The following is a 26,748-nucleotide window of genomic DNA, read 5'->3' as shown; positions in this document are numbered from 1 at the left end:
GGTGATATCCGCCCGTGGTTGATGGATTTTGGTTGTTTCACCGTGACATGCGCGAGCCGTCCAACGGACACTCTATTTCAAGCCATGACTCAACCCTGCTGCAACAGACTGCGCAGATCGGTGATCGCGGCATTGACCCGTGAGATATAGGAGGCGCTCACCAGCGAATGATTCGCCATTGGCCCGTATCCAGTGCCGTTGAGAATCAGTGGGCTCCAGATGGTGTTCTGGGTATTTTTCAATTCGCGGGTGATCTGCTCCACCGAAACCACGGCATTCTTGTCCTTGAGCACCGGGGCGAAATCGATCTGAATCGCCTGCAGCACATGTAGCAAGGCCCAGGTATAGCCGCGCGCCTCGAAGAAGATGTCGTCGATCTTGGTCCAGGGGGTCTTGGTCCGCGTCTGAGTGGGAACCGGCTTTGACTGACGAGCACTAGGATCGCCGGCCAATGCGGTATCGAGACTGGCCTGGCCGACCGCGTAGGACAGACGCTGCGCGAAGCTGCCGAGGCGCTTTTCGACCACTTCGAGATAGGTGGTCAGATTGTCGGCGCGGGCATAGAACTGGGAATGGGTGACTGCGGTGTCTGAGAGTCCCTGGTTATACCGATAGAGAGCGGCGATGCCTTTACGGTACTCGGACTCGGTGGAGGGTAGGATCCATGAATCCGATTGGTAGTTGGACTGGGGTTGCGCGATGGCCAGATCCTTTTCCTCGACCGACTGCGACTGAGCTCGACTGAAGTCGTTGCGCAGGGCGTTGAGCAGATCGCGCCACGCGGTCAGGGCACCAAATTCCCAGTTGGGCATGTTATCCAGGTAGAGACCCGGAGGACTGATGTCGTTGGTCAAATAACCGCCGGGCTTGTCGAGCAGGGTCTCGCCGATGCGGATAGCGGTGGCCGTGGTGGCCGTCCCGGTCACCAGTTGGTTCTCGTCCTGATTCACCAAAGACAGCGCCTGCTCGCGCACGTCATACACGCCTGGCGAGCGCGACCAATAGATTCCAAGGATGAAGACGACAATCAGATAGGTAACCAGAAACAGCCCGCCGGTCCACCAGACACCCTTCTCCTTCCAGGTGCGGGGATGGTAGTAAGTGGCGACCTTGGCGGCTTTCTTGGTCAGCACCTGACTTTTAGATAATGTATCGGCGTTCACGGCAATCTCCATGGCCCTCCCAAAGGAAGGCGTGATGTGTTCTATACCATCAGTCGCGCCTGGATTTCTTGGGCACCACCAGCAACCACGGTAGCCGCCATGCCCGCCCAAATCGCAATGCCGCTCTACTACTGGCTATTCACATTCAACTCGACTGACCCCACCATGGCCTGCTGCGATTCCCGCGTATAGCCGAATCCGTCACAACCCAAACTCAAGCCTGCGATGATGATCAAGACAATCGCGGCAATCTTGATGGCATTCGCTTTGCTACCTTTTCAATGGCTGAAACGTCACTCACCAAGCGCTACCCGATCCGCATTCCCGATATCGGCGTTATGAGTCCAAAGACCGACAGCAGCCAAAGGATCACAACAACCACGACAATCAAATTCAAGATCTTTTTGATCTTTCCATCCATCGGGATGTAGTTGTTGATTCCCCAAAGAATCAGGCCTACGACGACGAGCGTAACGATCAATGTTATTAAAGACATGGCGCTTCCCCTGTCAGACGATATAAGCATTGGGTACGCGTCACGATGGCCCCTGCCATTGGCCAGCGTCTGTTCGCTAACACACAAAGCCATGTACTTTCGGTCAGGTGCGCCCTCGCCTGTCCGACCCTGGTATCAAGCGTGCGCTATGTTTGCCAGCGTACCGACTGGACGGATCATTGGGCGTATTGCTTACCCATCACAGCCGATTTGCGAACAATCCGTCCTCTGGTGTTGGCTGTTCTTCGACCATCGCGGATCAACAAGGAGCGCGCACGTGCCACCGGATTCCGAGAAGACACCCGCCCGCCTTGAGAATCGGCTCCTGGCCGCGCTGCCAACACGCGATCGGCGACTGATCCTGTCACGCAGCGAGCCTGTCGAGCTGCGTCGTGGCGAGGTGATCAGCGAGCCGGGCGAGCGGATTCGCAATGCCTATTTCCCCACCGACTGCTTCCTCTCCCTCGTGACCCCGCCCGCGGATCACAGTGGCCTGGAGGTGCGACTGGTCGGCAATGAAGGCATGATCGGGACACCGCTCATACTGGGGGTCGAGATCACCCAGATCCGAACCTTCGTCCAGGGCGCGGGGCCGGCTTGGCGTCTGTCTAACGAAGGATTTCACGAGGCGCTGCGCCAGAGCGAAGCCCTAGAGGCGAGGCTCCACTGTTATCTCGACGTGTTGATGAACCAGTGCACGCAGTTGCTCGCCTGCACACGCTTCCACCTGGTGGAGGCACGCCTCGCCCGCTGGCTGTTGATGTCGCAGGATCGGGCGCATTCGGACCACTTCCATGTCACCCATGAAATCCTGGCCCTATTGCTGGGGGTGCGCCGCGTTGGCGTCACCAAGGCGGCGAGCGCGCTGCAGGCGCGCGAGCTAATTCACTACCGGCGCGGGGAGATCACCGTACTCAACCGCGCCGGCCTGCAAGGCACCGCCTGCGGCTGTTATGGCGCGGCGGAGGCGTTGTATGAGCAGGTCTTGGGTTGAGGCTGCAGGGCGCGGAAGCGCGAGCGGGCGAGTCTCTTGTTGAAAGGGCAGCATGAGCTGCGATGCCCCCTTCCTGACGGTGTTCACCGTGACGACTGCGCAGACGGGCGCCAACGACCAGCGCGATTCGGCGACCTCGGGCACGGACACAGTCTCCCGCGTGGCGCCGCGCCCGTCTCGCCGTCGATGTACAAGGTGTGGCGGTGGTTGCCATGGCCTTGTTCGCGCGCAAGAAGAGCACCGTGCAGGTCCTCGGTGATATCAATCGTTCGTCCAGCGCTATATGCACATGCTGCTGATCACCAACCTGTTGGTCGCGCTGCTCGGCTGGATCGCGTTCCGCTGGCTCGCTCTGGACAACGCCGGGGCCTGGATCGTAGCGCCGGGATGACCGGGCGGATCGCCCGCATGAATTCCGCGGCAGTGTTCATCTCGCTGCTTTTCTGGGGCATCTGGAGCATGCAGCTCAGCGTGCTGATCATCGTCAAGGTCGTGTCCAAGCATGTCGAGCCCTTGCAGCCGATGGCGGAGTTGCTGGGCGAGTAGCGGACGCTACCGGCGACCTTCGGTCTGTACGCCTGCGTACACACTGACCGTATTGACAACGCGCCGTCACCAGGGATGCAATACACGCCGTCCGATCCTGGAGTTGACGCATGGCCAGCACGCCTGATCGACCACCTCCCAGCCCACGCCAAAACCATCTGCTCGCCGCCCTGCCCGAGGGCGAATACACGCACATGAGCGCCGAGCTGGAGCTGGTCCAACTACCACTCGGCATGGCCCTCTACGAGCCGGGCGTGGAATTGAACCATGTCTATTTTCCCACCGACGCCATCGTCTCGCTGCTGTACGTCATGGAGAACGGCGCCTCCGCCGAGATCGCCGTGGTCGGCAACGAGGGCATCGTCGGCATCGCCCTCTTCATGGGCGGCGGCACCGTGCCGAATCGCGCCGTGGTGCAGAGCGCGGGCCACGCATATCGCCTGAAGGGACGGGTGCTCAAAGAGGAATTCAGCCGCTTCGGCGGGCGTCGTCATGGGGCGCTGCAGCCGCTGTTGCTGCGTTACACCATGGCCTTGCTGACCCAGATGGCCCAGACCGCCGTCTGTAACCGCCACCACACGGTCGACCAGCAGCTCTGTCGCTGGCTCTTGCTCAGCCTCGATCGCCTGCCCGCTAACGAGCTGCACATGACTCAGGAGTTAATCGCCAACATGCTGGGGGTCCGGCGCGAGGGCGTGACCGAGGCGGCCGGACGTTTGCAGAAGGCCGGGTTGATCCGGTACAGCCGGGGGCACATCACGGTGCTGGATCGACCGGGTCTGGAGGCGCGCGTGTGCGAGTGCTACGAGGTGGTCAGAAAGGAGTTCCAGCGCCTGCTTCCCGAAACGCCCGGGAAATAGGGCGTTTTACTGAAGGCACTCAGCGGGACGACGTCTTCAACCCGTGCCGCACGTGACCGCTGGCGGCAAGGCGGCGAAGTTCAAACCCTTTCCGACGAGGCGACAGGCAAGAGATTTTCCCCTTCCTGCAATGGCCTTGCCTCTCGTGCCTGCTCCTCGATGACGATCGATTCGCTGTACAAGCCCGCTTCCGCTTTCGTCGACACCACTTCAAACTCTTCGGGCAGCGATTCGGCGGGGAGCCGCTGTCCCGGCACGGGACTCTGAGCGTCCGCCGGTTTCTCGGCGAGCATGGCGACAGAGCAGCCGCGAGGAAAGGCGACCTCTCGGGCCTCGGCGGGCATCGAGATGCCTTGGTTCTGAAAGGCTCGCTTCACCAGCCGGATGACCGAAGATCGCACCTTCAGCCAACTGTGCGCGCGCCCGTTCAGCCAAAAGTAAACGCGCAGGTTGACTGTCACGCTGCCGAGGCTGTCCGCCAGCACCGAGGGCTCCGGGTCTTTCAGCACCGCCGGGTGGTTCGCCAGCACCTTGCGCGCGATCTCCTGAGCCTCGTGGATCGCATCGTCGTAGCCGATGCCGACAACGAAGTCCTCGCGCCGGTTGGCGTTGGTCGTGAAATTGCTGAGGATGCTCTTGTAAACGGTGGCGTTTGGGATCTGCGCGAGGTTGCCATCGAGGGTCATCACGATGGTCGTGCGCATATTCAACTGCTGCACATACCCGGTCACGCCGGAGATCTCGACCAGGTCACCCGCCTCGAACGGCCGCTGGATGCTCAGGAAGATGCTGGACAGGAAATTCTCGGTGATGTCGCGGAATGCGATACCGAGGACCAAGCCGATCAATCCGGTCCCTCCGACCAGCGTCAATGCCAGTTGAGTCAGGCCGGCGACCCGCAGAATCAGATAGGCGCCACAGAGGATCACGAGCCCGCCTACCGCGCGCGCGATCACATTTTGCAAGAGGTTCGTTCGAACCCTTTGGCGGAGCAGTGCGCGGACGCCTCGTGTCACCAACAGAGCGATCCCCACCGACAGCGCCAGGATGAGCAATCCGAAAAGGACAAAGGGGATCGCGCGAATGAAATCACGCCAGAGAGCGGAGATACCGCTAGACGCTTGGCGAAAATCCCAGGCCGAGGGCTCCGGTACCTCGAGCCGGTTGGCAACGGCGACGACGTCCTGAATATTGCGCGCCAGATCGCCAGCCCATGCTCTGAGCTCCTCCGACGCTACCTGACCATTGAGAAAGACGACGCCTTCCTCAACCCTGACCCGAGGGTCGGTGAACCAGTCGGTCGCGTTCAACACGGTTTGCAGCCGTTTGCGAATCTCTTCGTCTTGCGCAACGGGTTTGACGTCAACCTGGGCGGCTGCTGGGGAAAGCTCCTCCTTGGTGGGGGTGATGAGTTTGTGCGGCGACGCTCCGTTGTCGACCGCTGCCTGCGCCATGACGGCATCAATGCCTCCGCTGCACATGGATCCGAGCAATATCGCCAGCACACAGGACCTAGCCCCGCGACAGCGCCATCGTCGCACTTGAACGCCCTCCATCGGACGCGGGGGATCCCAGAGACCCCGAGGGTACTTGCCCGCCAACGTCTTGCTGTTTCTGCGGTCGGCCGGGCATGGATTCGTGTGTGCAGATCCATGCGTCGCGGATTACGCTGGGATTGCTCGTTCTGGCACCTCGGTGAGCACGCGTCTGGTCGGTGCCTGAGCCTACGGGCGTCCCTGCCGATTCTGATCTCCCGCCGATCCCCGTGAGGACCAGCCGAAAAAGTCCAGCCCCTATTTGACAACCAGGTTGTTCTCCACCGATTTCACACCCTGATGATTGCGTGCCACTTCCGTCACCCGCTCACGACTGAGCGGCGAATCGACGGTTCCGCTCAGCGTCACCACGCCGTCGGTGGTGGTCACGTCAATCTGCAAGACCTTCAGCGCCGGCTCTCGAAGGATTGCGGCCTTGATCTTGGCGGTGATCGCCGCGTCTTCCAGATAGCTGCCGCCGCGGGCGGCCTTTTCGTCCATGGACTCCTTGGTCGCCTCAAGCTGATCGCCCATTCGCTCCGCGGCCAGATCCATCTTGCGGCCGGCCTCCTCGGCGCCGCCCTCCTTTTCACAGCCAGCGAGCCCGAGACTGACCGACAGGCAGGCGGCCACGACCACGATTCCCGATAGGGTCAGCAACGACGAGCCCCTGGCTGCTTCGTACCGGCCTTCAATCTGAAGGTTGCTGATCTGTTCTTGGTTCATCTGTTTATCCTGTCAATGCATTGCGCCATCACATCGGCGTGAAATCTGATTTCCCTTTACCGAGGATAAAAATACGCGAACGACGGATGGCGTTCGGTTCGGCAACGAACATAGACGTCACATTTCTTATGTTCGCGACCGAACAGACGAACAAGAACGTCTCGGGCAGACTCGAGGTGGAATCGAAATCCACGACACCCACTTGACGGCCGTGACCGGGCAGAGCATCTGGCCGCGGGCTGACCAAGCGGGTGCCGGCCCTACCCTGCGGAGGCACCCTCGATGAGCCAATGCGCAACCTTTTCCGGGGCTTCGGCCCACGACCGACTCGCTCGCCTGATTCAGAAACGGGTCTTCGGCGACCGGGTCAAAATCCCCTTGGAAATTCGCCTGTGGGGCGGCCGAACCTATCGCTTCGGCGATGCCGAGCCGGCGGTGAAGATCCTGGTGAAGGATCGCCAGGGCTTGAGCGCGCTGCGCCGGCTCGATGAGCTACGCATCTGCGAGGCCTATATGAACGGGAGTCTGGATGTCCAGGGCGACATGCTGGGCTTCGCCAGTCTGCGCCCCGGCTTGCATGACCGTCACCCGGTCCACCACCTGTGGCAACGGGTCGCCCCCTGGCTCGCCGGCAGGATCACGACCGACCGGCACGCCATCGCCGCGCACTATGACTTCGCCAGCGACTTCTATTTCCAGTTCCTGGACCCGACCCGCTGCTATTCGCAGGCCCTGTTCGAGCGCGATGACGAGCCCCTGGAGACGGCACAGCGCCGTAAGCTGGATGTCGCGATCGACACCTGTCGACTCGCGCCAGGGGATCGTGTGCTGGATGTCGGCGGCGGCTGGGGGAGCTTCACGGAACGGGCCGGCGCCCGCGGGATTCAGGTCACCTCACTGACGATCTCCCGCGAGTCGGAGGCCTTCCTGACGGAGTTGATCGAGCGGCGCCAACTGCCCTGCCGAGTCGTCAACCAGGACTTCCTGGCCTACCGCTCGCCCGAGCCCTATGACGCCATCGTCATTCTGGGCGTGATGGAGCATCTGCCCGATTATTCGGCGGTACTGCGACAGTTCCGGCGGTTGCTGAAACCGGGTGGGCGCGTCTATCTCGATGCCAGCGCCTCGCGGGAGAAGTACGACAAGCCCAACTTCATCGCCCGCTATATCTTTCCTGCCGACCACGCCTTCCTCTGTCTGCATGACTTCCTGCGCGCGGTAGCGAAAAGTCCGCTGGAGGTGCTGAAGGTTGACAACGACCGCTACAACTATTTCCTCACATGCAAGGCATGGGCAGAGAATCTGGAGGCTGCCCGCACGGACATCATCGCCCGCTGGGGCGAGACGCTCTACCGCCGCTTCCGACTCTATCTCTGGGGCTCGGCCCAGGCCTTTCTGAGCTGCGGCGCGGAGGCCTTTCGAGTGGTGTTGGAGCTTCCGCGGGAGACATAAGGGTCGGGCGGACCGCTTCGGGTGACGGCTCCACGGCGGGACGGAGCATCCTACGACAGCCGCACGTCACTTTGTGTTGTGATCCCCGCACTCAACAGCTTGATTTGCAAACACACTGAAGCACAGTGAGGCCTCTGCCTGGGAGGCAGAATTGGATGTGCTCCATCAGCGGTTGACGGAATGTGTTCGTCGCCCCGAGCCGTGCGCCCGCGCCGGGGTTATCTGCAAGGGCTGCTGACGACGACGGTGTCGCGCAAGAACGGTTGGCAGCTGACCGAAACCTTGGGCGAGCGGCGTCCGGGCAGGGTGCAAGGTTGCTCAATACGGCGCGTTGGGACGCCGAGGCGGCGCGCGAGGTACTGCTGTGGCGCGAACGCGCCCCGCCGGAGGCCATCATCGCCTAGTCGGATCGGCGACGACGGCATCAGGCGCATGTCAGGGCGTGTCATTATCGAGCGCGTGGGGCTGGGGCGCCGTGAAAATGTGCGACTGTAGTACTAATATTTCTTGGGGACACAGCCAGGAGCAGCACGCGCTTCTCGAGTTCGCAGAGACGAGAACGTAACCCCGCAACAGAAGCGTATGCGAAGGCTAGAAACAAGCAGGAAGGCAGGCCGTGGAGATCTTGATCGAGGGATCTAAAGGCTGAGCACCAATCCAAGTACCACCGCAGGACGCGGTTTGAGACAACTGACGCGCATCCATGCGCGTCTAAGTCTTTGAAATTTGGTGGCTACGCCCTGACTCGAACAGGGGACCCTCGCATTATGAGTGCGATGCTCTAACCAACTGAGCTACGTAGCCTCAAGAGACCGAGAATGTTACGGACCCCGGCCTCTGCTGTCAACCCCTTTTTCAGACGTTGAAGCGGAAGTGGACGATGTCGCCGTCCTTGACCACGTACTCCTTACCCTCGGAACGGAGCTTGCCCGCCTCCTTGGCGCCCTGCTCACCCTTGCAGGCGACGAAGTCGTCGTAGGCGATCACCTCGGCGCGGATGAAGCCGCGCTCGAAGTCGGTGTGGATCACCCCGGCGGCCTGCGGGGCCTTGGCGCCGGCGGGGATGGTCCAGGCACGGGTCTCCTTCGGGCCGGAGGTGAAATAGGTCTCGAGACCCAGCAATTGGTAGCCGGCGCGCACCACGCGGTTGAGTCCGGGCTCGTCGAGTCCCAGCTCGGCGAGGAACTCGTCGCGCTCGGCGTCCTCCAGCTCGACCACCTCGGCCTCGATCGCGGCGCACACCGCGACCAGCTCGGCGCCCTCCTCGGCGGCCAGTCCACGCACCGCGTCGAGCAGCGGATTGTCCTCGAAACCGTCCTCGGCGACGTTGGCGATGTACATGGTCGGCTTGGCGGTGAGCAGGAAGAGGTCGCGCAGCTCCAGCTGCTCGTCCTCGTCGAGCCCCATCGCACGCACCGGTGCACCGCCGTCGAGCTGCGCGCGCACGCGCTCGAGCAGCTCCTTGCGCGCGAGCACCTTCTTGTCGCCGGTCTTGGCCATGCGCTGGGCACGATCGAGCCCACGCTCGACCGATTCGAGGTCGGCGAGCGCCAGCTCGGTGTTGATGACCTCGATGTCGCGCAGCGGATCGACGCCGCCGGCGACGTGCACCACATCGTCGTCGACGAAGCAGCGCACCACATGGGCGATGGCGTCGGTCTCGCGGATGTTGGCGAGGAACTTGTTCCCCAGCCCCTCGCCCTTGGAGGCGCCGGCCACCAGACCGGCGATGTCGACGAACTGCATGGTGGTCGGCAGCACCCGCTCGGGCTTGGTGATGCCGGCGATCACGTCGAGCCGGGGGTCGGGCAGTGGCACCACGCCGACATTGGGGTCGATGGTGCAGAAGGGATAGTTCTCGGCCGCGATCGATGCCTTGGTCAGGGCCTTGAAGAGGGTCGACTTACCGACGTTGGGCAGGCCGACGATACCGCATTTGAATCCCATGGCGAGGTCTCGCTGGAAAACCGCTCATTTTACACCACCCATCAAGGGGATTGAACCGCGATCAGCCGCCAGCCGCCAGCCGCCAGCCGCCAGCCGGGAGGATTGAACCGCGAGGACGCGAAGAGCGCAAAGGCATGGGATATTCAAGACTCCGGCGCCGGCGTTGCGCTCCACTGGAAGCCGGCGGCTGGCGACGGCTGGCCGACTCAGCAATCGCTGGCGTCGCGGTTGTAGCGGTCCTCGTAGCGGACGATATCGTCCTCGCCGAGATAGCTGCCGGACTGCACCTCGACCAGCTCCAACGGGATGGTGCCGGGGTTCTCGAGGCGGTGGCGAGTCCCGACGGGGATATAGGTCGACTGATTCTCGGTGAGCAGGAAGGTCTCCTCGCCGCACGTCACCCGCGCGGTGCCGGAGACGACGATCCAGTGCTCGGCGCGGTGGTGGTGCATCTGCAACGAGAGCGACTCGCCCGGCTTCACCGTCAACCGCTTGACCTGGTAGCGCGCGCCCTGGTCGATCGACTCGTAGGCCCCCCAGGGGCGGTGGACACGCTGGTGATGACGGTACTCGTTGCGCTGATCACGGCGCAGCGACTCGGTCACCGCCTTCACATCCTGGGCGTGCGCCTTGTCGGCGACCAGCACCGCGTCCGGGGTCTCGACCACGATCAGGTCGTTCACACCGATGGCCGCGAGCATGCGATGCTGGGCGATCAGCAGATTGTCGGCGGCCTCGTGGACGAAGGTGTCGCCGTCGCGCACATTGCCCTCGGCATCGCGCGCGCGCACCTCCCACAACGCCGGCCAGGCACCGACGTCCGACCAACCGACGTCGAGCGGCAGCACCACCGCCGGCACCGACTCACCCTCGGCGGTGAGGCGCTCCATCACCGCATAGTCGATCGAGTCGCTCGGACAGGCGGCGAACAGCGCCGGATCGACGCGCTGGAAATCGCCGTCATCGCTCACCGCCGCGCAAGCGCGAGTCACCGCCTCGGCGATGTCGGGGCGGAAGCGCTCGATCAGCGCCAGCCAACGCGAGGCGCGGAGCACGAAGATGCCGCTGTTCCAGAGATAATCGCCGCTGGCCAGATAGGACTCGGCGGTGGCCGCATCAGGCTTCTCGACGAAGGCATCGAGCCGGTAGGCCGCCCCATCGAGGCCGTCACCGTGATAGGGTTGACCGCGACGGATATAGCCATATCCGGTCTCGGGCTTGCCGGGGACGATGCCGAAGGTGACCACGGCCCCGTCGCTGGCCAGCGCGAAGGCGTCGGAGACCGCAGCGCGGAACCCCGGCTCGTCGGCGATGGTGTGATCGGCCGGCATCACCAGCAGCACCGGATCGGCGCCCTCGACGACGGCGATGCGTGCGGCCAGGGTCAGCGCCGGGGCGGTATTGCGGCCCTCGGGCTCGAGCACGATCGCTGCGGCGCGGCGCCCCACGGCGCGGAACTGCTCGGCGACGAGGAAGCGATGTGCCTCGTTGCAGACGACGATGGGGTCGACCAGGCCCGCCCCCTGACGCGGATGCTCGCGCTCGAGCCCGTCGAGACGGCGCACCGTCTCCTGGAGCATGGTGTGCTCGCCGGTGAGCGGCAGGAACTGCTTGGGGTAGGCCTCGCGCGAGAGCGGCCAGAGCCGTGTCCCCGAGCCTCCAGACAGGATGACGGGTTGCAGAAGCATCAACGGGTACCTGTTGCTGAAGTTGAAGGACTTGGCCCGTAAGATTACACCAATCCGGGCCAGACTGGGCCAGACCGGGCCAAACCGACGGACGGAGAAAGGAGGTCGCATGAGACCCGATCCGATACGACTGGGCGCGCTGCTGCGCGAGGTCGCCGGCACCGAGATCCTGCCCCGCTGGGGACGGATCGAGGCCGACACCAAGGGTGACGGCAGCCTGGTGACCAGCGCCGACCTGGCCGTGCAGCAACGCCTGACCGAAGCGCTGGCGGCGGAGTATCCGGGCATCCCGCTGCTCGGCGAGGAGATGTCGGAGGCGGCGCAGCAAGCGCGCCTGAGCGAGTCGCCCGAGGGCGTCTGGGTGCTCGACCCGATCGACGGCACCGGCAACTACGCCTGCGGCTTCCCCGGTTTCGCCATCTCCCTGGCACTCGTCCGTCACGCCCGGGTGGAACTCGGCGTGGTCCTCGACCCGGTGCGCGACGAGTGCTTCAGCGCGGTGCGCGGCGCCGGGGCCAAGCTCGACGGCACCCCGATCGCGCCCTTCGCCCCCGGCCCGGCACTTGGCGACTGCATCGCCATGGTCGACTTCAAGCGCCTGCCGCCGAAGCGCGTTCCGGCGCTGCTGCGTCCCGGCGGCTTTCGCTCGCAGCGCAACCTCGGCGCGGTGGCGCTGGAGTGGTGCTGGCTCGCCTGCGGGCGCTACCAGCTCTATCTGCACGGCGGGCAGAAGCTGTGGGACTACGCCGCCGGGCGGCTGATCGCACACGAGGCCGGCGTGGCCGCGCGGCTCTACCGCCCCGGCGGCGTCAGTCCGGTCGAGACGCTCGATCTCGAGCCGCGCGTCGCCCTCGCCGCCGCCGATCGGCGATTGTTCGAACTCTGGCACGCGTTCGTCGCCCTACCCTTGATCGAGACCTGATCCCCCAACAACCGAGGTGTATCCAGGGCTGGCATCACACCTCGGCTTGCGTCAGCATTGCTGCTCGGGATCGCGTCCACCGAAGACAGGGCGCGACTCGGACCCGAGCGCGGACAGTCACGGAGTCTTTCAGCATGAGCGATCGAGACGACATGCAAGGGCTGGACATGGATCTGGCCAGCGGTATCGCCGCCTTCGAGGCGCGCCAGTTCACCAGCGCCACCAGCCTGCTCGCCCCGCTGGCCGAGGGCGGCAACCCCGAGGCCCAGTACCGGATGGCGATCATGGCGCAGAACGGGCTCGGCATGGCCGCCAACAGCGCGCTCGCCTATCGTTATATGCACGCCGCCGCCGAGGCCGGCCTGGGGCTGGCGCAGCACGGGCTGGGCTTCATGTACATGCAGGGCGAGTGCGCCGAGCAGGATCACGCCGAGGCGGCGCGCTGGTTCCGCAAGGCCGCCGACCAGGGCCTGATCGGCTCGATGACCACCCTGGCGATGCTCCACGAGGAGGGGCTCGGCGTCGACAAGGACCCGGAGGAGGCCAAGCGGCTCTATCGGCTGGCGGGCTTCGAGGAAGGCGGCTAACAGGGACTGGCGCGCACGCGCATTGCGCCTTATAATTGTCCGCTGCGTTGCCGGGGTGGCGAAATTGGTAGACGCATCAGACTCAAAATCTGACGGTGGCAACACCGTGCCGGTTCGAGTCCGGCTCCCGGTACCAGACCGATTCCGAAAAAGGCCAGACGCCCGTCTGGCCTTTTTTGCGTGAGCGCCCGCGTCGGCGCCTCATCCGTGGACAGCGCGCGAGGGACCCCGTGAGCACCACCGCCACCATCGTCACCGTCCTGCTCTATCTCCTCCACCTGTCGCTGCAGATCACGGTGCTGGTCCGGGTGCTGCTGCGCCCACACCGTCAGCCGGCCTCGCGCGTGGCCTGGGTGGTGGTGGTGCTGGTCTTCCCGGTGGTCGGCATGCTCGCCTATCTGTTCTTCGGCGAGGTCGGTATCGGCCGCAGCCGTGTCGCACGGCTGCGCGCGGTGCTCGCGCGCCTGCCCGCCCCGCCCCCCGGACATCCGCCCGACGTACCGGAGCGCTACGCGCACCTCTTCCGACTCGGCGAGTCGATCTGCGACTATCGCGCCGTCGGCGGCAATCGTGGCCAGCTGATGGCCGACTCCGACGCCACCATCGACGCCCTGGTCGCCGACATCGACGCCGCGCGCGATCACGTCCACGTGCTCTTCTATATCTGGCTGGCCGACCGCAACGGCTGCCGGGTCGCCAGCGCGCTCTCGCGCGCCGCCGCGCGCGGCGTCACCTGCCGGGCGATGGCCGATGACCTCGGCGCGCGCGCGCTGATCCGCTCGCCGCACTGGCGCGCGATGCGCGAGGCCGGGGTGCGGCTGGCCACGGCGCTGCCCATCGGCAACCCGCTGATGCGCCCGATCAAGGGCCGCATCGACCTGCGCAACCACCGCAAGATCGTCGTCATCGACGACCGCATCACCTACTGCGGCAGCCAGAACTGCGCCGACCCCGAGTTCCGCGTCAAACCGCGCTACGCCCCCTGGGTCGATGCGGTGATCCGCTTCGAGGGACCGATCGCGCGCTACAACCAGCACCTCTTCGCCAGCGACTGGATGAGCCATGTCGACGACCCGCTCGACGAGCTGCTCGCCCGACCGCTGCCGCAGGCCCATCCCGACGGCTTCGCCGCGCAGGTGATCGGTACCGGACCGACGGTGCGCTACTCGGCGATGCCCGAGGTGTTCGAGACGCTGATGCACACCGCGCGCCGCGAGCTGGTCATCACCACCCCCTACTATGTCCCCGACGAGTCGATGCAGGATGCGCTCTGCGCCGCCGCCTACCGCGGCGTGGCCACCACCCTGATCCTGCCGGCGCGCAACGACTCGCTGATCGTCGGCGCGGCCAGCCGCAGCTATTACGCCGGACTGCTCGAGGCCGGGGTGCGGATCTTCGAGTTCGAGCCGGGGCTGCTGCACACCAAGTCGCTGACCCTCGACGGCGCGGTGGCGCTGATCGGCTCGGCCAACCTCGACCGCCGCAGCTTCGAGCTCAACTACGAGAACAACATCCTCTTCCACGACCCCACGCTCACCGCCGCGCTGCGCGCGCGCCAGCAGGACTATCTCGCCCAGTCGCGCGAGATCACCCGTGCGGCGGTCGCCGCCTGGCCGCTGCCGCGCCATCTGGTCAACAACGCCGTGGCGATGTTCGGCCCGGTGCTCTGAGGGCCGGCTCAGCGCCCGGTGTCGAGCTCGAACATCGGTCGGCTGGCCGGACCGGGCTCGTGGAGGCGGGGGCTGAGCGAGGGCAGGTCGAGCGTCGGCTTGACCTTGAGCGAGAGCAGCGAGGGGTCGAGATAACGCTTCATCAGCCGCCGCGCGCCCCCGGCGTGACGCATCCCGCGCAGCGCGCGCACCTGACGCAGCGCCGCCTGGGTCGGCGCCCGACCGCCGTTGCGAACGTACTGCAACAGCACCGCCTCGGTGTAGTTGAGGGTCTCGAGATAGGTCACCCGGCTGTTGGTGCGATCGACCACGCCCTCGCCGGCGTTGTAGGCCATCACCGCGCGCCCGTAATCGTTGTCGTACTTGTTGAGCAGGCGCTTGAGATGGCGGGTGCCGACACGCAGGTTGGTGCGCGCGTCGAACAGCGACTCGACCGAGCCGACGCCGTAGTCGGCGGCGGTCTCCGGCATCAGCTGCATCAACCCGACGGCGCCGGCGTGGGAGACGGCATGGGCGTTGAAGTTCGACTCGGCGGCGATCACCGCCAGCACCAGCGCCTCCTCGACCCCGCGGGCCTTGGCGATCTCGGGGACCATCGCCTCGACCTCGGCGCGGCTCGGACGCGGCACGTCCGGCGCCACCGGCAGCAGACGCTGGCCATCGGAGAGCGAACACCAACCGGCAGACGGCAGGATCAGCAACAGCACCAACAGCAACGGCATGGGTGGAACTCCCCCGAGCGGATGATCTCGGCCAAATGCATGCGGCTAGGTTAACAGAGCCCGGACACGCGGGCAGCGTCACCCATCCGGTTACAATGACCGCCTTTTACGCCCCGACCCGACACGCCCGATGAAGCTCAGCACCCGTCGCGACCTCTTCGAGCGGCTGCGCGCCGCCAACCCCCACCCCACCACCGAGCTGATCTACGCCAGCCCCTTCGAGCTGCTGATCGCGGTGCTGCTCTCCGCCCAGGCCACCGACAAGAGCGTCAACCGCGCCACCGCCGGGCTCTTCGCCGCGGCCAACACCCCGGCGGCGATGCTCGCCCTCGGCGAACAGGGCGTGCGCGAGCACATCCGCAGCATCGGCCTGTTCAACACCAAGGCGCGCAACATCATCGCCACCTGCCAACGGCTGATCGAGCACCACGCCGGCGAGGTGCCGCGCACCCGCGCCGCCCTCGAGGCCCTGCCCGGGGTCGGGCGCAAGACCGCCAACGTCGTCCTCAACACCGCCTTCGGCGAGCCGACCATGGCCGTCGACACCCACATCTTCCGCGTCGCCAACCGCACCGGCCTCGCCCCCGGGCGCACCCCGCTCGCCGTCGAGCGCGGCCTGCTCGAACAGGTGCCAGAGCCCTACCTGCACGACGCCCACCACTGGCTGATCCTCCACGGCCGCTACACCTGCACCGCCCGCGCCCCCCGCTGCCCCACCTGCCCCATCGCCGACCTCTGCGAGTATCCGGAGAAATCGGGAGGGGTGAACCACGAAGGCGCGAAGGACGCGAAGGGGGATTGAGTGGTCAGGCGACAGCGACCAGCCTCCAGCGACCAGCCTCCAGCGACCAGCGACCAGCGACCAGCGACCAGCGACCAGCGACCAGCGATCAGCGATCAGCGATCAGCCTCCAGTGGGCGCAACCACCCGACGGCGGTGCGGCCCCGCACCGTCCGTGGCCGCACGCCGTCATCACACATCATTCCCTTTGCGCGCTTCGCGCCTTTGCGGTTCAATCCTGGCGACTGGCGACTGGCGACTGGCGGCTGGCGGCTGGCGGCTGGCCGACCGCTTCCCTTCACCCTCGTCCTTATGTGAAAGTTATTGGTTGGACCATAAGAGCCAGGACAGATCCCGCCATGTTCTCCAACGATCGACAGAGCTATCGCAGTGCCTTCGTGACCGCCTGGCGCAAGGCCGCCGAGGAGCAGCCGCTCGACCCCACCGAGACGCAGATCGTCACCGTCGCGCGCAACCACCCCGAGTACCACGCCCTGCTCGAGGCCGGCGAGGACGCGCTCGATCGCGACTTCCTCCCCGAACACGGGGAGACCAACCCCTTCCTCCACATGGGGCTGCACATGGCGGTGCTCGATCAGTTGAGCACCGACCAGCCGCGCGGCATCCGCACGCGCTACCAGACACTGGTCGCCAGGCTCGGCGACACCCACGCCGCCGAGCATCGCATCATGGAGTGTCTGGCGCAGACGATGTGGCGGTTGCAGCGCGAACCCGGCGCCACCTTCGACGAGACGGTCTATCTCGACTGCATCGGCAGGTCGCCCAAGCCCGGCAAGTCGCGGAAATCCCGCAAGTCCCGCAAGTCCCGTAAGTCCCGCTGAGTCTTCGCGCGGAGACGCGCCACCCACCCTCGATTTCCTCGAAATCCATGCGTTGAATTCGCGTTCGACGCAGCCACTCTCTTAATCCCGACCTTGAAGGTCGGATATAACGGTCGTTCCCGACCACCCGCAGACGCGACGCTTCACCCACGATCGAGGATCGAGACCATGTCCGACATCAAGACCAAGACCACCCTGACCACCGCCACCGGCCTGCTCGGCGCCGCCCTGGTCGGCAACCTCGCCGCCATCGCCCCGGCCAGCGCCGAACAGAACCCCTTCGCCGCCACGGTGATGGAGAGCGGCTACATGCAGCTCGCCTCGGCCGACAGCGAGGGCAAGTGCGGTGGCGCCGGTGGCGACAAGGATGGCGAGGGCAAGTGCGGCAGCAGCGACGACGGCAAGGACATGGAGGGCAAGTGCGGTGAGGGCAAGTGCGGCGGCGCGAGCTAGCCGATGATCACCGGACCCGCGAGCCTCCACGGCGCCGGTCTGGGGCTGCGGCGCGCCTTCGTGCGCGCCCTGCTCGACACGTCCCCGGCGGCGGTCGACTTCTACGAGATCGCCCCCGAGAACTGGATCGGCATGGGCGGGGCCAACGCCCGACGGCTGCGCGCCCTGACCGAGCGCCACCCCTTCGTCTGTCACGGGCTGTCGCTCTCGCTCGGCGGCCCGGCGCCGCTCGACCTGGAGCTGGTGCGCGCGATCGGCGACTTCCTCGATGTCCACGACATCGCGGTCTATTCCGAGCACCTGAGCTACTGCAGCGACGACGGTCAGCTCTATGACCTGCTGCCGATCCCCTTCACCGAGGCGGCCATCGATCATGTCGTCGCCCGTATCGGTCAGGTGCAGGATCTCCTCGGGCGGCGCATCGCCGTCGAGAACGTCTCCTACTATGCCGCGCCCGGCCAGGAGATGACCGAGCTCGACTTCATCGACGCGGTGCTCGAACGCGCCGACTGCGAGCTGCTGCTCGACGTCAACAACCTCCACGTCAATGCCGTCAATCACGGCTACGACGCCCTCGACTTCCTCCGCGCCCTGCCCGGCGAGCGCATCCGCTACGGCCACGTCGCCGGACACCGGGAGGTCTCCCCGGAGCTGTGCATCGACACCCACGGCAGCGCGGTGATCGACCCGGTGTGGTCGCTGCTGGCGGCGGCCTATGAGCATTTCGGCGTCTTCCCCACCCTGCTCGAACGTGATTTCGACATCCCGCCGCTGACACAACTCGTCGAAGAGGTCGAGCAGATCGCCACGATCCAGCGTCGCGCCCAACCGGAGCAACGCGCCCATGGCTGAGTTCGCGGTCCAGCAACAGGCCTTCTGCGCCCATCTGCGCGACCCCGCGCGGGCGGACGCGCCGGCCGACGTCGCCCCCGAGCGGATGCGCGTCTATCGCGAGCTGATCTTCAACAACCTCGACGCACTGCTCGCCGGCAGCTTCCCGGTGCTCCATCGCATCCTCGACCCGGCGCGCTGGCGCGCGCTGGTGCGCGACTTCCTCCTCGGGCATCGTGCGCGCACGCCCCTGTTCCACCGTCTCCCCGGCGAGTTCGTCGACTTCCTCGGCCAGCGCCCGGCCAGCGCCGACGAGCCGCCCTTCCTGCTCGAACTGGCACACTACGAGTGGATCGAGATCGCGCTGCACAACAGCGAGGCCGAGCCCGACCTCGAGGGCATCGACCCCAACGGCGACCTGCTCGCCGCCACCCCGGTACGCAGCCCGCTGGCCTGGCCGTTGAGCTACCGCTTTCCCGTCCATCGCATCGCCCCGGATCACCTGCCCGAGACGCCATCCGCCGAGCCGGTACAGCTGGTGGTGCTGCGCGACCGCACCCAGCAGGTGCGCTTCATCGAGATCAACGCCGTCACCCAGCGCCTGCTGCAACGCATCGAGACCAGCCCGACGCCCAGCGGGCGCGAGGCGCTGCTGGGCATCGCCGCGGAGCTGCGCCACCCCGAGCCCGAGCGGGTGGTCGCATTCGGCGCCGAGACCCTTGCGCGTCTCCGCGCCGAGGGCGTGCTCCTCGGCACCCGCCCCACGCCCGTCGCGCACCCCGCCTGAGCGCCGGTGAGCGGCCCCTTCCCGCCTCGCCGCCCCATCCATGACCAAGCTGTTACACTCAGTCCGGACGGGACGGCGTGTCTGGCAGGCAGCGCCCGGCGCGATTCGGCAGCCAACGCATTCGCGCACGCCCCCGTCATCACCCATGGCCGATGCCGGGCAACAACCTGGAGGAAGGTGACACCATGCCAACTTGGGTTCTGGTCGCTGATACGAGCCGTGCTCGAATCTTCCACGCCGAGAAGGCCGCAAGCCCGATCGAAGAGGTTCAGACCCTGGCCTTTCCCGAGGCCCGATTACGCCAGGGGGATCTGAACACCGACCGCGGCGGTCGCGGACACGACCCCAGCACCGGAGGACATGGCATCAACGGCGAAGGTGGAGTCAAGCAGGAACACGCCGAGCGCTTCGCCAACCTCATCTGCAACGCACTGGAGACGGCGCGACTCGAAGGCGCCTTCAAGAAGCTCTACGTGATCGCCGCACCCAGCTTCCTCGGCGTGCTGCGCAAGCAACTGTCGACATCGCTGCGCCAGTTGGTCGCCGGCGAGGTCGACAAGAACCTCACCACCCAAAGCCCCACCAACATCCGCAAGAACCTGCCCGATTTCCTCTGAACACGGGCTCCCGTCGCTAACCGATAGGGACACTCGAGCAGGGCGCACAGGGAGGTGCGCCGCGCCCTCAGGCGCCCGGCTGTGCTACCCTGTAGCACCCTGCAAGACGACACAGCCGGAGCCTGCATATGACCACGCGCGAGTTCGACACCATCGTCATCGGGGCCGGTCCCGGCGGCGAGGGCGCGGCCATGAAGCTGGCCAAGACCGGTCAGCGCATCGCCGTGGTCGAGGCGCACAACCGTGTCGGCGGTGGCTGCACCCACTGGGGCACCATCCCCAGCAAGGCGCTGCGCCACTCCATCCAGATGCTCGCCGACTATCGCCGTAACCCGCTGTTCCAGCACACCCAACACCAGATCGAGGTCGAGTTCCCCGACCTGCTGCGCGCCGCCGACAGCGCCATCGACGACCAGGTGCGCACCCGTTTCCGCTACTATCAGCGCAACCGCGTCGAGGTGGTGTTCGGCCGCGCGGTGTTCCTCGAGCCCGACCTGATCGAGGTCCGCCGCGCCCGTGGACCGAGTGAACGACTGCGCGCCAAGCACTTCGTCATCGCCACCGGCTCGCGCCCCTATCATCCGCCCGACCTCGACTTCTCCCACCCCCGGGTGCTCGACAGCGACTCGGTGCTCGGGCTGCAGCAGACACCGCGCTCGCTGACGATCTACGGGGCCGGTGTCATCGGTTGTGAGTACGCCTCGATCATGGGCGCGCTCGACGTCAAGGTGAACCTGGTCAACACCCGCGACCGCCTGCTCTCCTTCCTCGACGACGAGATCACCGACGCGCTGAGCTATCACCTGCGCCAGCAGGGCGTGGTGATCCGTCACGACGAGGTCTACGAGCGCGTCGAGCCGGAGGCCGACGGTGTGGTGCTGCACTGCCGCTCGGGCAAGAAGTTCAAGACCGACTATCTGCTGTGGGCCAACGGGCGCACCGGCAACACCCAGGACATGGGGCTCGAGGAGATCGGCCTGGCGCCCAACAGCCGCGGCCAGCTCGAGGTCAACGCCAGTTACCAGACCGCGCTGGAGCATATCTATGCCGTCGGCGACGTCGCCGGGCCACCGGCACTGGCCAGCGCCAGCTACGACCAGGGTCGCTTCGTCGGCGCCCACATCGCCGATGGCGAGTGCGGCTGGTCGCTGATCGACGAGTTCCCCACCGGCATCTACACCGTCCCCGAGATCAGCTCGGTGGGTCGCACCGAGCGTGAGCTGACCGCCGCGCAGATCCCCTACGAGGTCGCCCAGGCCGACTTCAAGAGCATCGCCCGCGCCCAGATCACCGGGCACACCGTGGGCATGCTCAAGCTGCTGTTCCATCGCGAGACGCTGGAGATCCTCGGCATCCACTGTTTCGGCGAGCAGGCCGCCGAGATCGTCCATATCGGACAGGCGATCATGTCGCAGCAGGGCTCGGCCAACAACATCCGCTACTTCACCGAGACCACCTTCAACTACCCGACCATGGCCGAGGCCTATCGCGTCGCCGCGCTCAACGGACTCAATCGGCTGTTCTGAGCGCGGGCCGAGGAGGCCGCGACGGGCCGCCACAAGGGGGTGTGTCACGGATGTCGGGGATGCTTGATAGTTTAGCAAACGCTTATATAATCAACACCTGATCCGGAACTCGCCGCCCCGTCCGCCGGGCGCGGTGCGCAGACGGCAAGAGACGACCGAGGGCGCGGATCGCCACGCGCCCCGCGAGCGCAGGCGTCAAGCCGCTGACCCGGATCCGGCGCGACGCACGCACAAGAAGATCGACACGACAGGGATGTCCGAGCCAGTCCCGAGGATGCGCGCCGAGCAGCGTGCCCACGACGATTGCGCTTGCCGAGCCTGTGGTGTCCGGGGGACACCCCGCGCCGGCCACTGGCCGAGGGCACGGCCTCCCCGCGATCGACTCGACTCAATCTTCGCAACCAAAGGTGTGTTCAATGTCCAGACTCGTCACAGCAGCCTCCATCCTCGTCCTCGGGGCCACCGCCAACGCCGCCAACGCCTGGTACGGCGCGCCCTACTACCCGGCGCCCATGACCCCGCAACAGCAGCAGGCGCTGGCCGAGCAGCAGCAGGCCTTCGCCGAGCGCCAGGCCCGGGCGATCGAGCAGGCGATGGAGGCACAGCGCCGCTTCATGGAGCAACAGGCGGGCGCCTTCGCCATGCCGCAGCAGCCCCCGGGCTTCGCCGACATGCCCGAGCCGCCGGCGATGCCCGCCTTCGGCGAATACCCGGAGATGCCCGAAATGCCCGGTATGCCGGAGATGCCGGGCATGCCCGAGATCCCCGGCATGGCCGACCTGCCCGAGCCGCCGGCCTTCGATCAGTACCCGAGCCCGCCGGCCTACGGCCAGCGCCCCGAGATGCCCGCGCGCGACGCCGACATCGAGGCCCGTCGTCAGGCGATCGAGACCTACCGCACCAAGGTGCGCGAGGCGATGGAGGCGCGCCGTGCCGCGATCCAGGCGATGATGCCCGCCTATCCTCAGCGTGCGCCGATGTACCCCGCCGCACCCGCGGCAGGCGCACAGGCGCCGCAGGACGCCCAGCCCGCGGACTGACCGGCACTCCTCCCGTCCCTGGTCGCGTCCCGACGCGGCCAGGGGTCAGCTCGACCTTCCCTCCTCCCGACCCTGGGCGAAATAGCGCGCCAGGAAGTCGTCGAAACTCTCCTCCTCTCCCGCTTCGAGCGCCCGCTGCTGCTGGTGCGAGTCGCGCGCCAAACGCTCGAACAGTGCCTGATGCGCGGCGCTCGGCCGCCGCTGCTGAAAATACGCGCGATGCGCGTTCGACATCCGCTGGGCGAAGGCGAAGAAGCCCTCGCCGTGGGCGCGCATCTCGGCGAGCACCCGCGCCGAGGGCGTGGCATCGGCATCGGCCACCTTCTCGCGCTGCGCGCGCAGGCTCGCCGCGCGCGGTCCGTCCTCGCCGCCGTCGAGCAGGAGCGCGAGCGCGGCGAAGCGATCGAGCAGCTCCTCGGCCCAGTCACGCAGTCGCGTCTCGCGCCCGGCGCGCACCAGGGTCAGTCCCGGCTCGCGCCCGCGGTGCGCGGTGAGCACCAGGTTGGTGTCGATCGCGCGGCGCTCGGCGGCATCGATCAGCGGGCTCTCGGCGAGCACGCAGTGGAGCATCAGCAGCTCCATGAAGTGGAGCTGGGCGAGGCTCGTCCCGGTCGGCTCGAACACATCGATGTCGGGCGAACGCAGCTCGACATAGCGGATACCGCGACGGGCGAGCGCCAGGGTCGGGCGCTCCATCCACTCGGTGAGCTGCTTGGGGCGTACCGTGCTGTAGTACTCGTTCTCGATCTGCAGCACGTTGGCGTTGAGCTGCTCGTAGCGATCACCGACCTTGACGCCGATGCGCTGATACTCGGGACAGGGGGTCTCGATCGCCCAGGTGAGGGTGCGTACATACTCGGCGAGGCTGTCGTAGCTCGCCTTGATGCCGGTGCCCTCCTCCTGCTGGTTCTGATAGCCGATATCGCCCATCCGCAGCGAGGTGGCATGCGGATAGTAGAGGGTGGTGTCGTCGAAGTACTCGAGGTCGGTCTCCTGACCCTGCACGAAGCTCGCGCAGATCGCCGGCGAGGCGCCGAACAGATAGGGCACCAGCCAGCCGATGCGCTGCAGGTTGCGCAGCATCCCCATCTGCATGCGATCGCGAAAGGCGCGCGGGTCGCCGCGCTCGCCCTCGATCGCCTGGAGTCGGTCCCAGAACCCCTCGCCGAAGGAGAAGTTGTAGTGGATCCCGGCGATCACCTGCATGGTGCGCCCGTAGCGGTTACCGAGCCCACGCCGATAGACGGTCTTCATCCGCGCGGCGTTGGAGCAGCCGTAGCGCGCCAGCGGGATGCGGCGGCCGCCCTCGAGCACGCAGGGCATGCTGGTCGCCCACAGCAGTTCGTCGTCGAGATGCTGGTGGACATGGGCGTGGAGGTCGGCGAGGAAGCCGAGCGCCTCCTCCGCGCTGGCCAGCGCCGGGGTGATCAGCTCGAGCAGCGCCTCGGAGAAGTCGGTGGTGATGTAGGGATGGGTGAGCGCGGCACCGAGCGCTGCCGGGTGCGGGGTGGCGGCAAGCTGGCCACCGGCGGAGACGCGCAACCCCTCCTTCTCCAGTCCGACGCGGTTGCCGGCGAACAGCGGGACGGTGGCGCCGGCGAGTCGCTCGACACGGCGCGCGTAGATCGATCGGGGGTCGTTCAAAGGGGGTGTCCTTGAGTCTTGCGAGGAATCGGCCGGACGCCGTCGGCGTCCGGCCAGGAGGTGCTGCGGCGTCAGTTGGTCATCGCCGCGCGCGGCTGGGCATGACGGCCGAGCAGGATGCCGTCGGCGAGGATGCGCGCGGCCTCCTCGACCTGGATGCGCGAGATCGCCTCGCGCTGGGCCTCGAGCGCCTCCTCATCGATCGGGTCCGCGTCCTCGTCGACCGGGGTGATGCCCTGGGCGCGCAGGAAACGGTCCTGATGCCCCTTGAAAGCCGACTCCAAGCGCTCGTCCTCGGCGCGCCGCTGCGCCTCGTTGAGCGAGACCTGGGTGCGCTCCTCCATCTCGCGCAACAGCTTGCCGCGCTCGGTGAGCATGCGGAAACCGAGATCGTCGGCGATGCGCCCCTGCGACTTGCGCACCAGGGTCTCGACCCCGCCGGCCATGTCGAGATGACGGTAGTCCGCGGGCGAGATCCGCGTCCACGGCAGCGGGTTGTCGAGCGCACGCTCGCCGTGGTCGATGACGGTATCGGCGGTGGGGAAGCGGATATCCGGCTCGACCCCGCGCAGCTGGGTGCTGCCGCCGCTGATGCGGAAGAACTCGGCCATGGTCAGGCGCAGTCGACCGAGATCGGCCTGCTCGCCGGGGACATAGCGGTTGAGATCGATCAGGGTCTGCACCGTGCCCTTGCCGAAGGTCGGCTCGCCGATCACCCAGCCGCGACCGTAGTCCTGGATGGCCGCGGCGAAGATCTCCGAGGCCGAGGCGCTGTCACGATCGACCAGCACCGCCAGGGGGCCGGTGTAGAGCACCCCGGACTCGGGATCGGACTCGACCTCGACGCGACCGAAGGCGTCCTTGACCTGCACCACCGGCCCGGTGTCGATGAACAGCCCGGTGAGTGCGGTGGCCTCGGCCAGCGAGCCGCCGCCGTTGGTGCGCAGATCGATCAGCAGACCGCTGACGCCCTGCATCACCAGCTCGTCGATCAGCGCGCGCACATCACGGGTGGTGCTGCGGAAGTCGCGGCGGCCCTCGCCCTCGGCCTGGAAGTCGCGATAGAAGGCGGGGATCTCGATCACCCCGACGCGCACCCCCGGGGTGGCCGCGAGATCGTCGATGACATAGCTCTTGGCCGCCTGGTCCTCGAGCTTGATCTCGTTGCGCACCAGCGCGACCTCGCGCGCCCGCGCGCTCACCCCGGCGCCCTTGGAGAGCAGCTGCAACCGCACCACCGAGCCCTTGGGGCCGCGGATCTTCTCCACCACGTCCTCGAGACGCCAGCCGACGACATCCTCGAAGGCCCCGTCGAGCCCCTGGCCGACGCCGACGATCTGATCGCCGCTGTGCACCTGACCCGACTCGCGCGCCGGGCCGCCGGGGACCGTACTCTGCACCACGGTGTACTCGTTGTCGGCGCGCAGCACCGCACCGATGCCCTCGAGCGAGAGCTTCATGCTGATGTCGAAGTTCTCCGAGGTGCTCGGCGACATGTAGCTGGTGTGCGGCTCCAGCGCCAGGGTGTAGGCGTTCATGAAGGCCTGGAAGACGTCGTCGCGGTCGAACTGCTCGATGCGCCGCGCCAACCCCTCGTAGCGTTTGCGCAGCCGCTCGCGGATATCGGCGTCGTCGCGATCGGCCAGGCGCAGCACCAGGAAGTCGTTCTTCACCCGCTTGCGCCAGCGCTCGTCGAGCTCGGCGCCGTCCTCGGCCCAGGCGTCCTCGGGCGGCTCGAGGGCGTAGTGTTCGTCGCGAGTGAAGTCGAATTCGCCCTGCAGCAGCCGCAACGCGTAGTCGACGCGGTCGTCGACGCGCATGCGATAGAGCCGGAAGACGTCGAAGGCGGTGTCGAGTTCACCGCGGCGCAGTCGCTCATCGAGCCGACGGCCGCCGTCCTCGAAGCGACTCACGTCGCGGGCGAGGAAGAAGGACTTGCTCGGATCGAGGGCGTCGAGATAGTTCGCCAGCACCGCCTGGGCGAAGGCCGGATCGAGCGAGAGCTTGCGATAGTGGTAACGCTCGAGCACCTTGTTGATGACCACCGCCGACTTGGTCTGCTCGGGGACCGGATAGAGGTCGGCGAGCGCCACCGGTCGCGGCGAGGCGACGGCCAGCCCCGCGGTCAGCAGCAAGGCGATGAGGAAGGGATACCGGAGGGGACGCGGTCTCATGAGCGGTACTCGTGTTCTGACCCCCGCCTGGCGGGGGCTGACGGTTGGCGGAGGGGTGACGCGCCGCGCCGGGGAGGTGCGGCAGCGACGACGAGAGCCGCGCGGACAGCTCCCGACACCCCGTCCCATGGGGTCGAATTAAGGCCGATTATCGAGGGCTTCAACGCGCCGGCGCAACGTCGCCGCCGGCGCGCCCCCGTGATCGCCACCGACGCGCTCAGGCCGCCGGCTTGGATTTCTTCTTCTTGGCGTAGGTCTTGCGCTGGTACAGATCGGTGCGTCGGCTCACCACCCGGTCGACGAACAGCATGCCGTCGAGATGGTCGATCTCGTGCTGCACCGCGCGCGCCTCGTAGCCCTCCATCTCGTACTCGTGGACCGCGCCCTCGGGGTCCTGGGCACGCAGCCGGATCTGGGTGGCGCGGATCACGTTGCCGGTGTAGTCGGGTACCGACAGACAGCCCTCGCGGCCCATCTCGTAGCCTTCCCAGTGGACGATCTCGGGGTTGACCAGCACCAGGTTGCCGTGATTCGGGGTCTTGGGTCGCGACGAGCAGTCGACGATCACGATGCGTTCGAAGCGCCCCACCTGGGGCGCGGCGATGCCGACGGCGGCGGGGCCGTCCTGACGGGTCTCCTCGAGATCGGCGACGAAGTCGCGCAGCGCGGCGTCGAAGTGCTCGACCGGGGTCGAGACCTGCTTGAGCCGCGGGTCCGGGAGTTTCAGTATGTCGAGTATCGCCAT

The 26,748-nt window shown here is 66.5% G+C and carries 25 protein-coding genes and 2 tRNA genes; 16 read left to right on the top strand and 11 right to left on the bottom strand.

Annotated features, from left to right (window positions below; translation table 11 throughout):
- Window positions 1–89: 89 nt before the first annotated feature.
- Window positions 90–1,163: a DUF2333 family protein gene (locus EBL84_RS08770; RefSeq protein ID WP_223806983.1), complete on the bottom strand. Its 1,074-nt coding sequence runs from the start codon at window positions 1,161–1,163 to the stop codon at window positions 90–92.
- Window positions 1,164–1,470: 307 nt separating this feature from the next.
- Window positions 1,471–1,659, bottom strand: coding sequence for a Thivi_2564 family membrane protein (locus EBL84_RS17280; protein ID WP_123140527.1), 189 nt, complete (start codon window positions 1,657–1,659; stop codon window positions 1,471–1,473).
- Between the two features lie 277 nt (window positions 1,660–1,936).
- Between EBL84_RS17280 and EBL84_RS08760 the strand changes: the two genes are divergently transcribed.
- The 3 genes from EBL84_RS08760 (at window position 1,937) to EBL84_RS08755 (ending at window position 4,059) form a co-directional block, all read left to right on the top strand.
- Window positions 1,937–2,653, top strand: a complete 717-nt coding sequence (locus EBL84_RS08760) for a Crp/Fnr family transcriptional regulator (RefSeq protein WP_223806982.1) — start codon at window positions 1,937–1,939, stop codon at window positions 2,651–2,653.
- Between the two features lie 387 nt (window positions 2,654–3,040).
- Entirely contained in the window at window positions 3,041–3,199 is a 159-nt protein-coding gene (locus EBL84_RS17060; protein WP_165913520.1) for a hypothetical protein, read from the top strand.
- 110 nt (window positions 3,200–3,309) lie between these two features.
- On the top strand, window positions 3,310–4,059 hold the full coding sequence (locus EBL84_RS08755; RefSeq protein WP_123140474.1) for a Crp/Fnr family transcriptional regulator: 750 nt from the start codon (window positions 3,310–3,312) through the stop codon (window positions 4,057–4,059).
- 80 nt (window positions 4,060–4,139) lie between these two features.
- On the opposite strand, the gene EBL84_RS08750 is transcribed toward EBL84_RS08755, so the two are convergent.
- Together EBL84_RS08750 and EBL84_RS08745 are read right to left on the bottom strand one after the other, a co-directional pair.
- Window positions 4,140–5,513 carry a mechanosensitive ion channel family protein gene (locus EBL84_RS08750; protein WP_223806981.1) on the bottom strand — a complete coding sequence of 458 codons (1,374 nt, stop codon included), beginning with the start codon at window positions 5,511–5,513 and terminating at the stop codon, window positions 4,140–4,142.
- Window positions 5,514–5,852: 339 nt separating this feature from the next.
- Window positions 5,853–6,320, bottom strand: a complete 468-nt coding sequence (locus EBL84_RS08745) for a BON domain-containing protein (protein WP_123140472.1) — start codon at window positions 6,318–6,320, stop codon at window positions 5,853–5,855.
- 282 nt (window positions 6,321–6,602) lie between these two features.
- Here EBL84_RS08745 and EBL84_RS08740 point away from each other — a divergent pair, with 282 nt between their 5' ends.
- A complete protein-coding gene (locus tag EBL84_RS08740; RefSeq protein WP_123140471.1) occupies window positions 6,603–7,772 on the top strand; it encodes a class I SAM-dependent methyltransferase in 1,170 nt (389 codons plus the stop codon).
- A gap of 727 nt (window positions 7,773–8,499) precedes the next feature.
- Here EBL84_RS08740 and EBL84_RS08730 read toward each other — a convergent pair.
- From EBL84_RS08730 to EBL84_RS08720, 3 genes are all read right to left on the bottom strand, one after another.
- Window positions 8,500–8,576: transfer RNA gene (locus tag EBL84_RS08730), tRNA-Met, on the bottom strand.
- 51 nt (window positions 8,577–8,627) lie between these two features.
- Window positions 8,628–9,719, bottom strand: a complete 1,092-nt coding sequence (ychF, locus tag EBL84_RS08725; protein ID WP_123140470.1) for a redox-regulated ATPase YchF — start codon at window positions 9,717–9,719, stop codon at window positions 8,628–8,630.
- Between the two features lie 206 nt (window positions 9,720–9,925).
- Window positions 9,926–11,407 carry a mannose-1-phosphate guanylyltransferase/mannose-6-phosphate isomerase gene (locus EBL84_RS08720; protein ID WP_123140469.1) on the bottom strand — a complete coding sequence of 494 codons (1,482 nt, stop codon included), beginning with the start codon at window positions 11,405–11,407 and terminating at the stop codon, window positions 9,926–9,928.
- Between the two features lie 109 nt (window positions 11,408–11,516).
- On the opposite strand from EBL84_RS08720, the gene EBL84_RS08715 reads away from it, so the two are divergent.
- The 4 genes from EBL84_RS08715 to cls all read left to right on the top strand — a co-directional run bounded on the left by EBL84_RS08715 (window position 11,517) and on the right by cls (window position 14,586).
- Window positions 11,517–12,329 carry an inositol monophosphatase family protein gene (locus EBL84_RS08715; protein WP_123140468.1) on the top strand — a complete coding sequence of 271 codons (813 nt, stop codon included), beginning with the start codon at window positions 11,517–11,519 and terminating at the stop codon, window positions 12,327–12,329.
- A gap of 134 nt (window positions 12,330–12,463) precedes the next feature.
- Window positions 12,464–12,916, top strand: coding sequence for a tetratricopeptide repeat protein (locus EBL84_RS08710; RefSeq protein WP_123140467.1), 453 nt, complete (start codon window positions 12,464–12,466; stop codon window positions 12,914–12,916).
- 49 nt (window positions 12,917–12,965) lie between these two features.
- Window positions 12,966–13,052: transfer RNA gene (locus tag EBL84_RS08705), tRNA-Leu, on the top strand.
- Window positions 13,053–13,146: 94 nt separating this feature from the next.
- Window positions 13,147–14,586, top strand: a complete 1,440-nt coding sequence (gene cls / locus EBL84_RS08700; RefSeq protein WP_123140466.1) for a cardiolipin synthase — start codon at window positions 13,147–13,149, stop codon at window positions 14,584–14,586.
- Between the two features lie 8 nt (window positions 14,587–14,594).
- On the opposite strand, the gene EBL84_RS08695 is transcribed toward cls, so the two are convergent.
- Window positions 14,595–15,308 carry a lytic transglycosylase domain-containing protein gene (locus tag EBL84_RS08695; protein WP_123140465.1) on the bottom strand — a complete coding sequence of 238 codons (714 nt, stop codon included), beginning with the start codon at window positions 15,306–15,308 and terminating at the stop codon, window positions 14,595–14,597.
- A 130-nt stretch (window positions 15,309–15,438) separates the two neighbouring features.
- On the opposite strand from EBL84_RS08695, the gene nth reads away from it, so the two are divergent.
- The 8 genes from nth (at window position 15,439) to EBL84_RS08655 (ending at window position 22,185) form a co-directional block, all read left to right on the top strand.
- Complete coding sequence (gene nth / locus EBL84_RS08690) at window positions 15,439–16,110, top strand: endonuclease III (RefSeq protein WP_123140464.1); 672 nt, start codon at window positions 15,439–15,441, stop codon at window positions 16,108–16,110.
- Between the two features lie 338 nt (window positions 16,111–16,448).
- Complete coding sequence (locus EBL84_RS08685; protein WP_123140463.1) at window positions 16,449–16,931, top strand: DUF1841 family protein; 483 nt, start codon at window positions 16,449–16,451, stop codon at window positions 16,929–16,931.
- A gap of 168 nt (window positions 16,932–17,099) precedes the next feature.
- Window positions 17,100–17,384: a low-complexity protein gene (locus EBL84_RS08680; RefSeq protein ID WP_123140462.1), complete on the top strand. Its 285-nt coding sequence runs from the start codon at window positions 17,100–17,102 to the stop codon at window positions 17,382–17,384.
- A gap of 3 nt (window positions 17,385–17,387) precedes the next feature.
- Window positions 17,388–18,236 (top strand): DUF692 domain-containing protein, encoded by an 849-nt coding sequence (locus tag EBL84_RS08675; RefSeq protein ID WP_123140461.1) that lies wholly within the window; start codon window positions 17,388–17,390, stop codon window positions 18,234–18,236.
- Window positions 18,229–19,002 (top strand): DUF2063 domain-containing protein, encoded by a 774-nt coding sequence (locus EBL84_RS08670; RefSeq protein ID WP_123140460.1) that lies wholly within the window; start codon window positions 18,229–18,231, stop codon window positions 19,000–19,002. Before EBL84_RS08675 ends, EBL84_RS08670 begins: the two co-directional genes overlap by 8 nt.
- Before the next feature lie 152 nt (window positions 19,003–19,154).
- A complete protein-coding gene (locus EBL84_RS08665) occupies window positions 19,155–19,619 on the top strand; it encodes a host attachment protein (protein ID WP_123140459.1) in 465 nt (154 codons plus the stop codon).
- Window positions 19,620–19,747: 128 nt separating this feature from the next.
- Entirely contained in the window at window positions 19,748–21,145 is a 1,398-nt protein-coding gene (gene sthA, locus EBL84_RS08660) for a Si-specific NAD(P)(+) transhydrogenase (protein ID WP_062276403.1), read from the top strand.
- A 416-nt stretch (window positions 21,146–21,561) separates the two neighbouring features.
- Window positions 21,562–22,185 carry a hypothetical protein gene (locus tag EBL84_RS08655; RefSeq protein ID WP_123140458.1) on the top strand — a complete coding sequence of 208 codons (624 nt, stop codon included), beginning with the start codon at window positions 21,562–21,564 and terminating at the stop codon, window positions 22,183–22,185.
- A gap of 45 nt (window positions 22,186–22,230) precedes the next feature.
- Here the strand turns inward: EBL84_RS08655 and gshA are convergent, their stop codons facing one another.
- The 3 genes from gshA to def all read right to left on the bottom strand — a co-directional run bounded on the left by gshA (window position 22,231) and on the right by def (window position 26,748).
- Window positions 22,231–23,829: a glutamate--cysteine ligase gene (gene gshA, locus EBL84_RS08650; protein ID WP_123140457.1), complete on the bottom strand. Its 1,599-nt coding sequence runs from the start codon at window positions 23,827–23,829 to the stop codon at window positions 22,231–22,233.
- A gap of 71 nt (window positions 23,830–23,900) precedes the next feature.
- On the bottom strand, window positions 23,901–26,003 hold the full coding sequence (locus EBL84_RS08645) for a carboxy terminal-processing peptidase (RefSeq protein WP_123140456.1): 2,103 nt from the start codon (window positions 26,001–26,003) through the stop codon (window positions 23,901–23,903).
- Window positions 26,004–26,220: 217 nt separating this feature from the next.
- Window positions 26,221–26,748 (bottom strand): peptide deformylase, encoded by a 528-nt coding sequence (gene def / locus EBL84_RS08640; protein WP_123140455.1) that lies wholly within the window; start codon window positions 26,746–26,748, stop codon window positions 26,221–26,223.

The organism is Marichromatium sp. AB31 (genome assembly GCF_003718685.1).
GTDB lineage: Bacteria > Pseudomonadota > Gammaproteobacteria > Chromatiales > Chromatiaceae > Marichromatium > Marichromatium gracile.
Note: the sequence above shows the minus strand (reverse complement) of the source record. Positions and strands in the feature narration are given on the sequence as shown.

What these genes read in the sequence shown, in the direction of transcription:
- EBL84_RS17280 (WP_123140527.1), bottom strand. Translation starts at nt 1,659, where the DNA reads ATGTCTTTAATAACATTGATCGTTACGCTCGTCGTCGTAGGCCTGATT.
- EBL84_RS17060 (WP_165913520.1), top strand. Translation starts at nt 3,041, where the DNA reads ATGACCGGGCGGATCGCCCGCATGAATTCCGCGGCAGTGTTCATCTCG.
- EBL84_RS08755 (WP_123140474.1), top strand. Translation starts at nt 3,310, where the DNA reads ATGGCCAGCACGCCTGATCGACCACCTCCCAGCCCACGCCAAAACCAT.
- EBL84_RS08750 (WP_223806981.1), bottom strand. Translation starts at nt 5,513, where the DNA reads ATGGCGCAGGCAGCGGTCGACAACGGAGCGTCGCCGCACAAACTCATC.
- EBL84_RS08745 (WP_123140472.1), bottom strand. Translation starts at nt 6,320, where the DNA reads ATGAACCAAGAACAGATCAGCAACCTTCAGATTGAAGGCCGGTACGAA.
- EBL84_RS08740 (WP_123140471.1), top strand. Translation starts at nt 6,603, where the DNA reads ATGAGCCAATGCGCAACCTTTTCCGGGGCTTCGGCCCACGACCGACTC.
- ychF (WP_123140470.1), bottom strand. Translation starts at nt 9,719, where the DNA reads ATGGGATTCAAATGCGGTATCGTCGGCCTGCCCAACGTCGGTAAGTCG.
- EBL84_RS08720 (WP_123140469.1), bottom strand. Translation starts at nt 11,407, where the DNA reads ATGCTTCTGCAACCCGTCATCCTGTCTGGAGGCTCGGGGACACGGCTC.
- EBL84_RS08715 (WP_123140468.1), top strand. Translation starts at nt 11,517, where the DNA reads ATGAGACCCGATCCGATACGACTGGGCGCGCTGCTGCGCGAGGTCGCC.
- EBL84_RS08710 (WP_123140467.1), top strand. Translation starts at nt 12,464, where the DNA reads ATGAGCGATCGAGACGACATGCAAGGGCTGGACATGGATCTGGCCAGC.
- EBL84_RS08695 (WP_123140465.1), bottom strand. Translation starts at nt 15,308, where the DNA reads ATGCCGTTGCTGTTGGTGCTGTTGCTGATCCTGCCGTCTGCCGGTTGG.
- nth (WP_123140464.1), top strand. Translation starts at nt 15,439, where the DNA reads ATGAAGCTCAGCACCCGTCGCGACCTCTTCGAGCGGCTGCGCGCCGCC.
- EBL84_RS08685 (WP_123140463.1), top strand. Translation starts at nt 16,449, where the DNA reads ATGTTCTCCAACGATCGACAGAGCTATCGCAGTGCCTTCGTGACCGCC.
- EBL84_RS08680 (WP_123140462.1), top strand. Translation starts at nt 17,100, where the DNA reads ATGTCCGACATCAAGACCAAGACCACCCTGACCACCGCCACCGGCCTG.
- EBL84_RS08675 (WP_123140461.1), top strand. Translation starts at nt 17,388, where the DNA reads ATGATCACCGGACCCGCGAGCCTCCACGGCGCCGGTCTGGGGCTGCGG.
- EBL84_RS08670 (WP_123140460.1), top strand. Translation starts at nt 18,229, where the DNA reads ATGGCTGAGTTCGCGGTCCAGCAACAGGCCTTCTGCGCCCATCTGCGC.
- EBL84_RS08665 (WP_123140459.1), top strand. Translation starts at nt 19,155, where the DNA reads ATGCCGGGCAACAACCTGGAGGAAGGTGACACCATGCCAACTTGGGTT.
- sthA (WP_062276403.1), top strand. Translation starts at nt 19,748, where the DNA reads ATGACCACGCGCGAGTTCGACACCATCGTCATCGGGGCCGGTCCCGGC.
- EBL84_RS08655 (WP_123140458.1), top strand. Translation starts at nt 21,562, where the DNA reads ATGTCCAGACTCGTCACAGCAGCCTCCATCCTCGTCCTCGGGGCCACC.
- EBL84_RS08645 (WP_123140456.1), bottom strand. Translation starts at nt 26,003, where the DNA reads ATGAGACCGCGTCCCCTCCGGTATCCCTTCCTCATCGCCTTGCTGCTG.
- def (WP_123140455.1), bottom strand. Translation starts at nt 26,748, where the DNA reads ATGGCGATACTCGACATACTGAAACTCCCGGACCCGCGGCTCAAGCAG.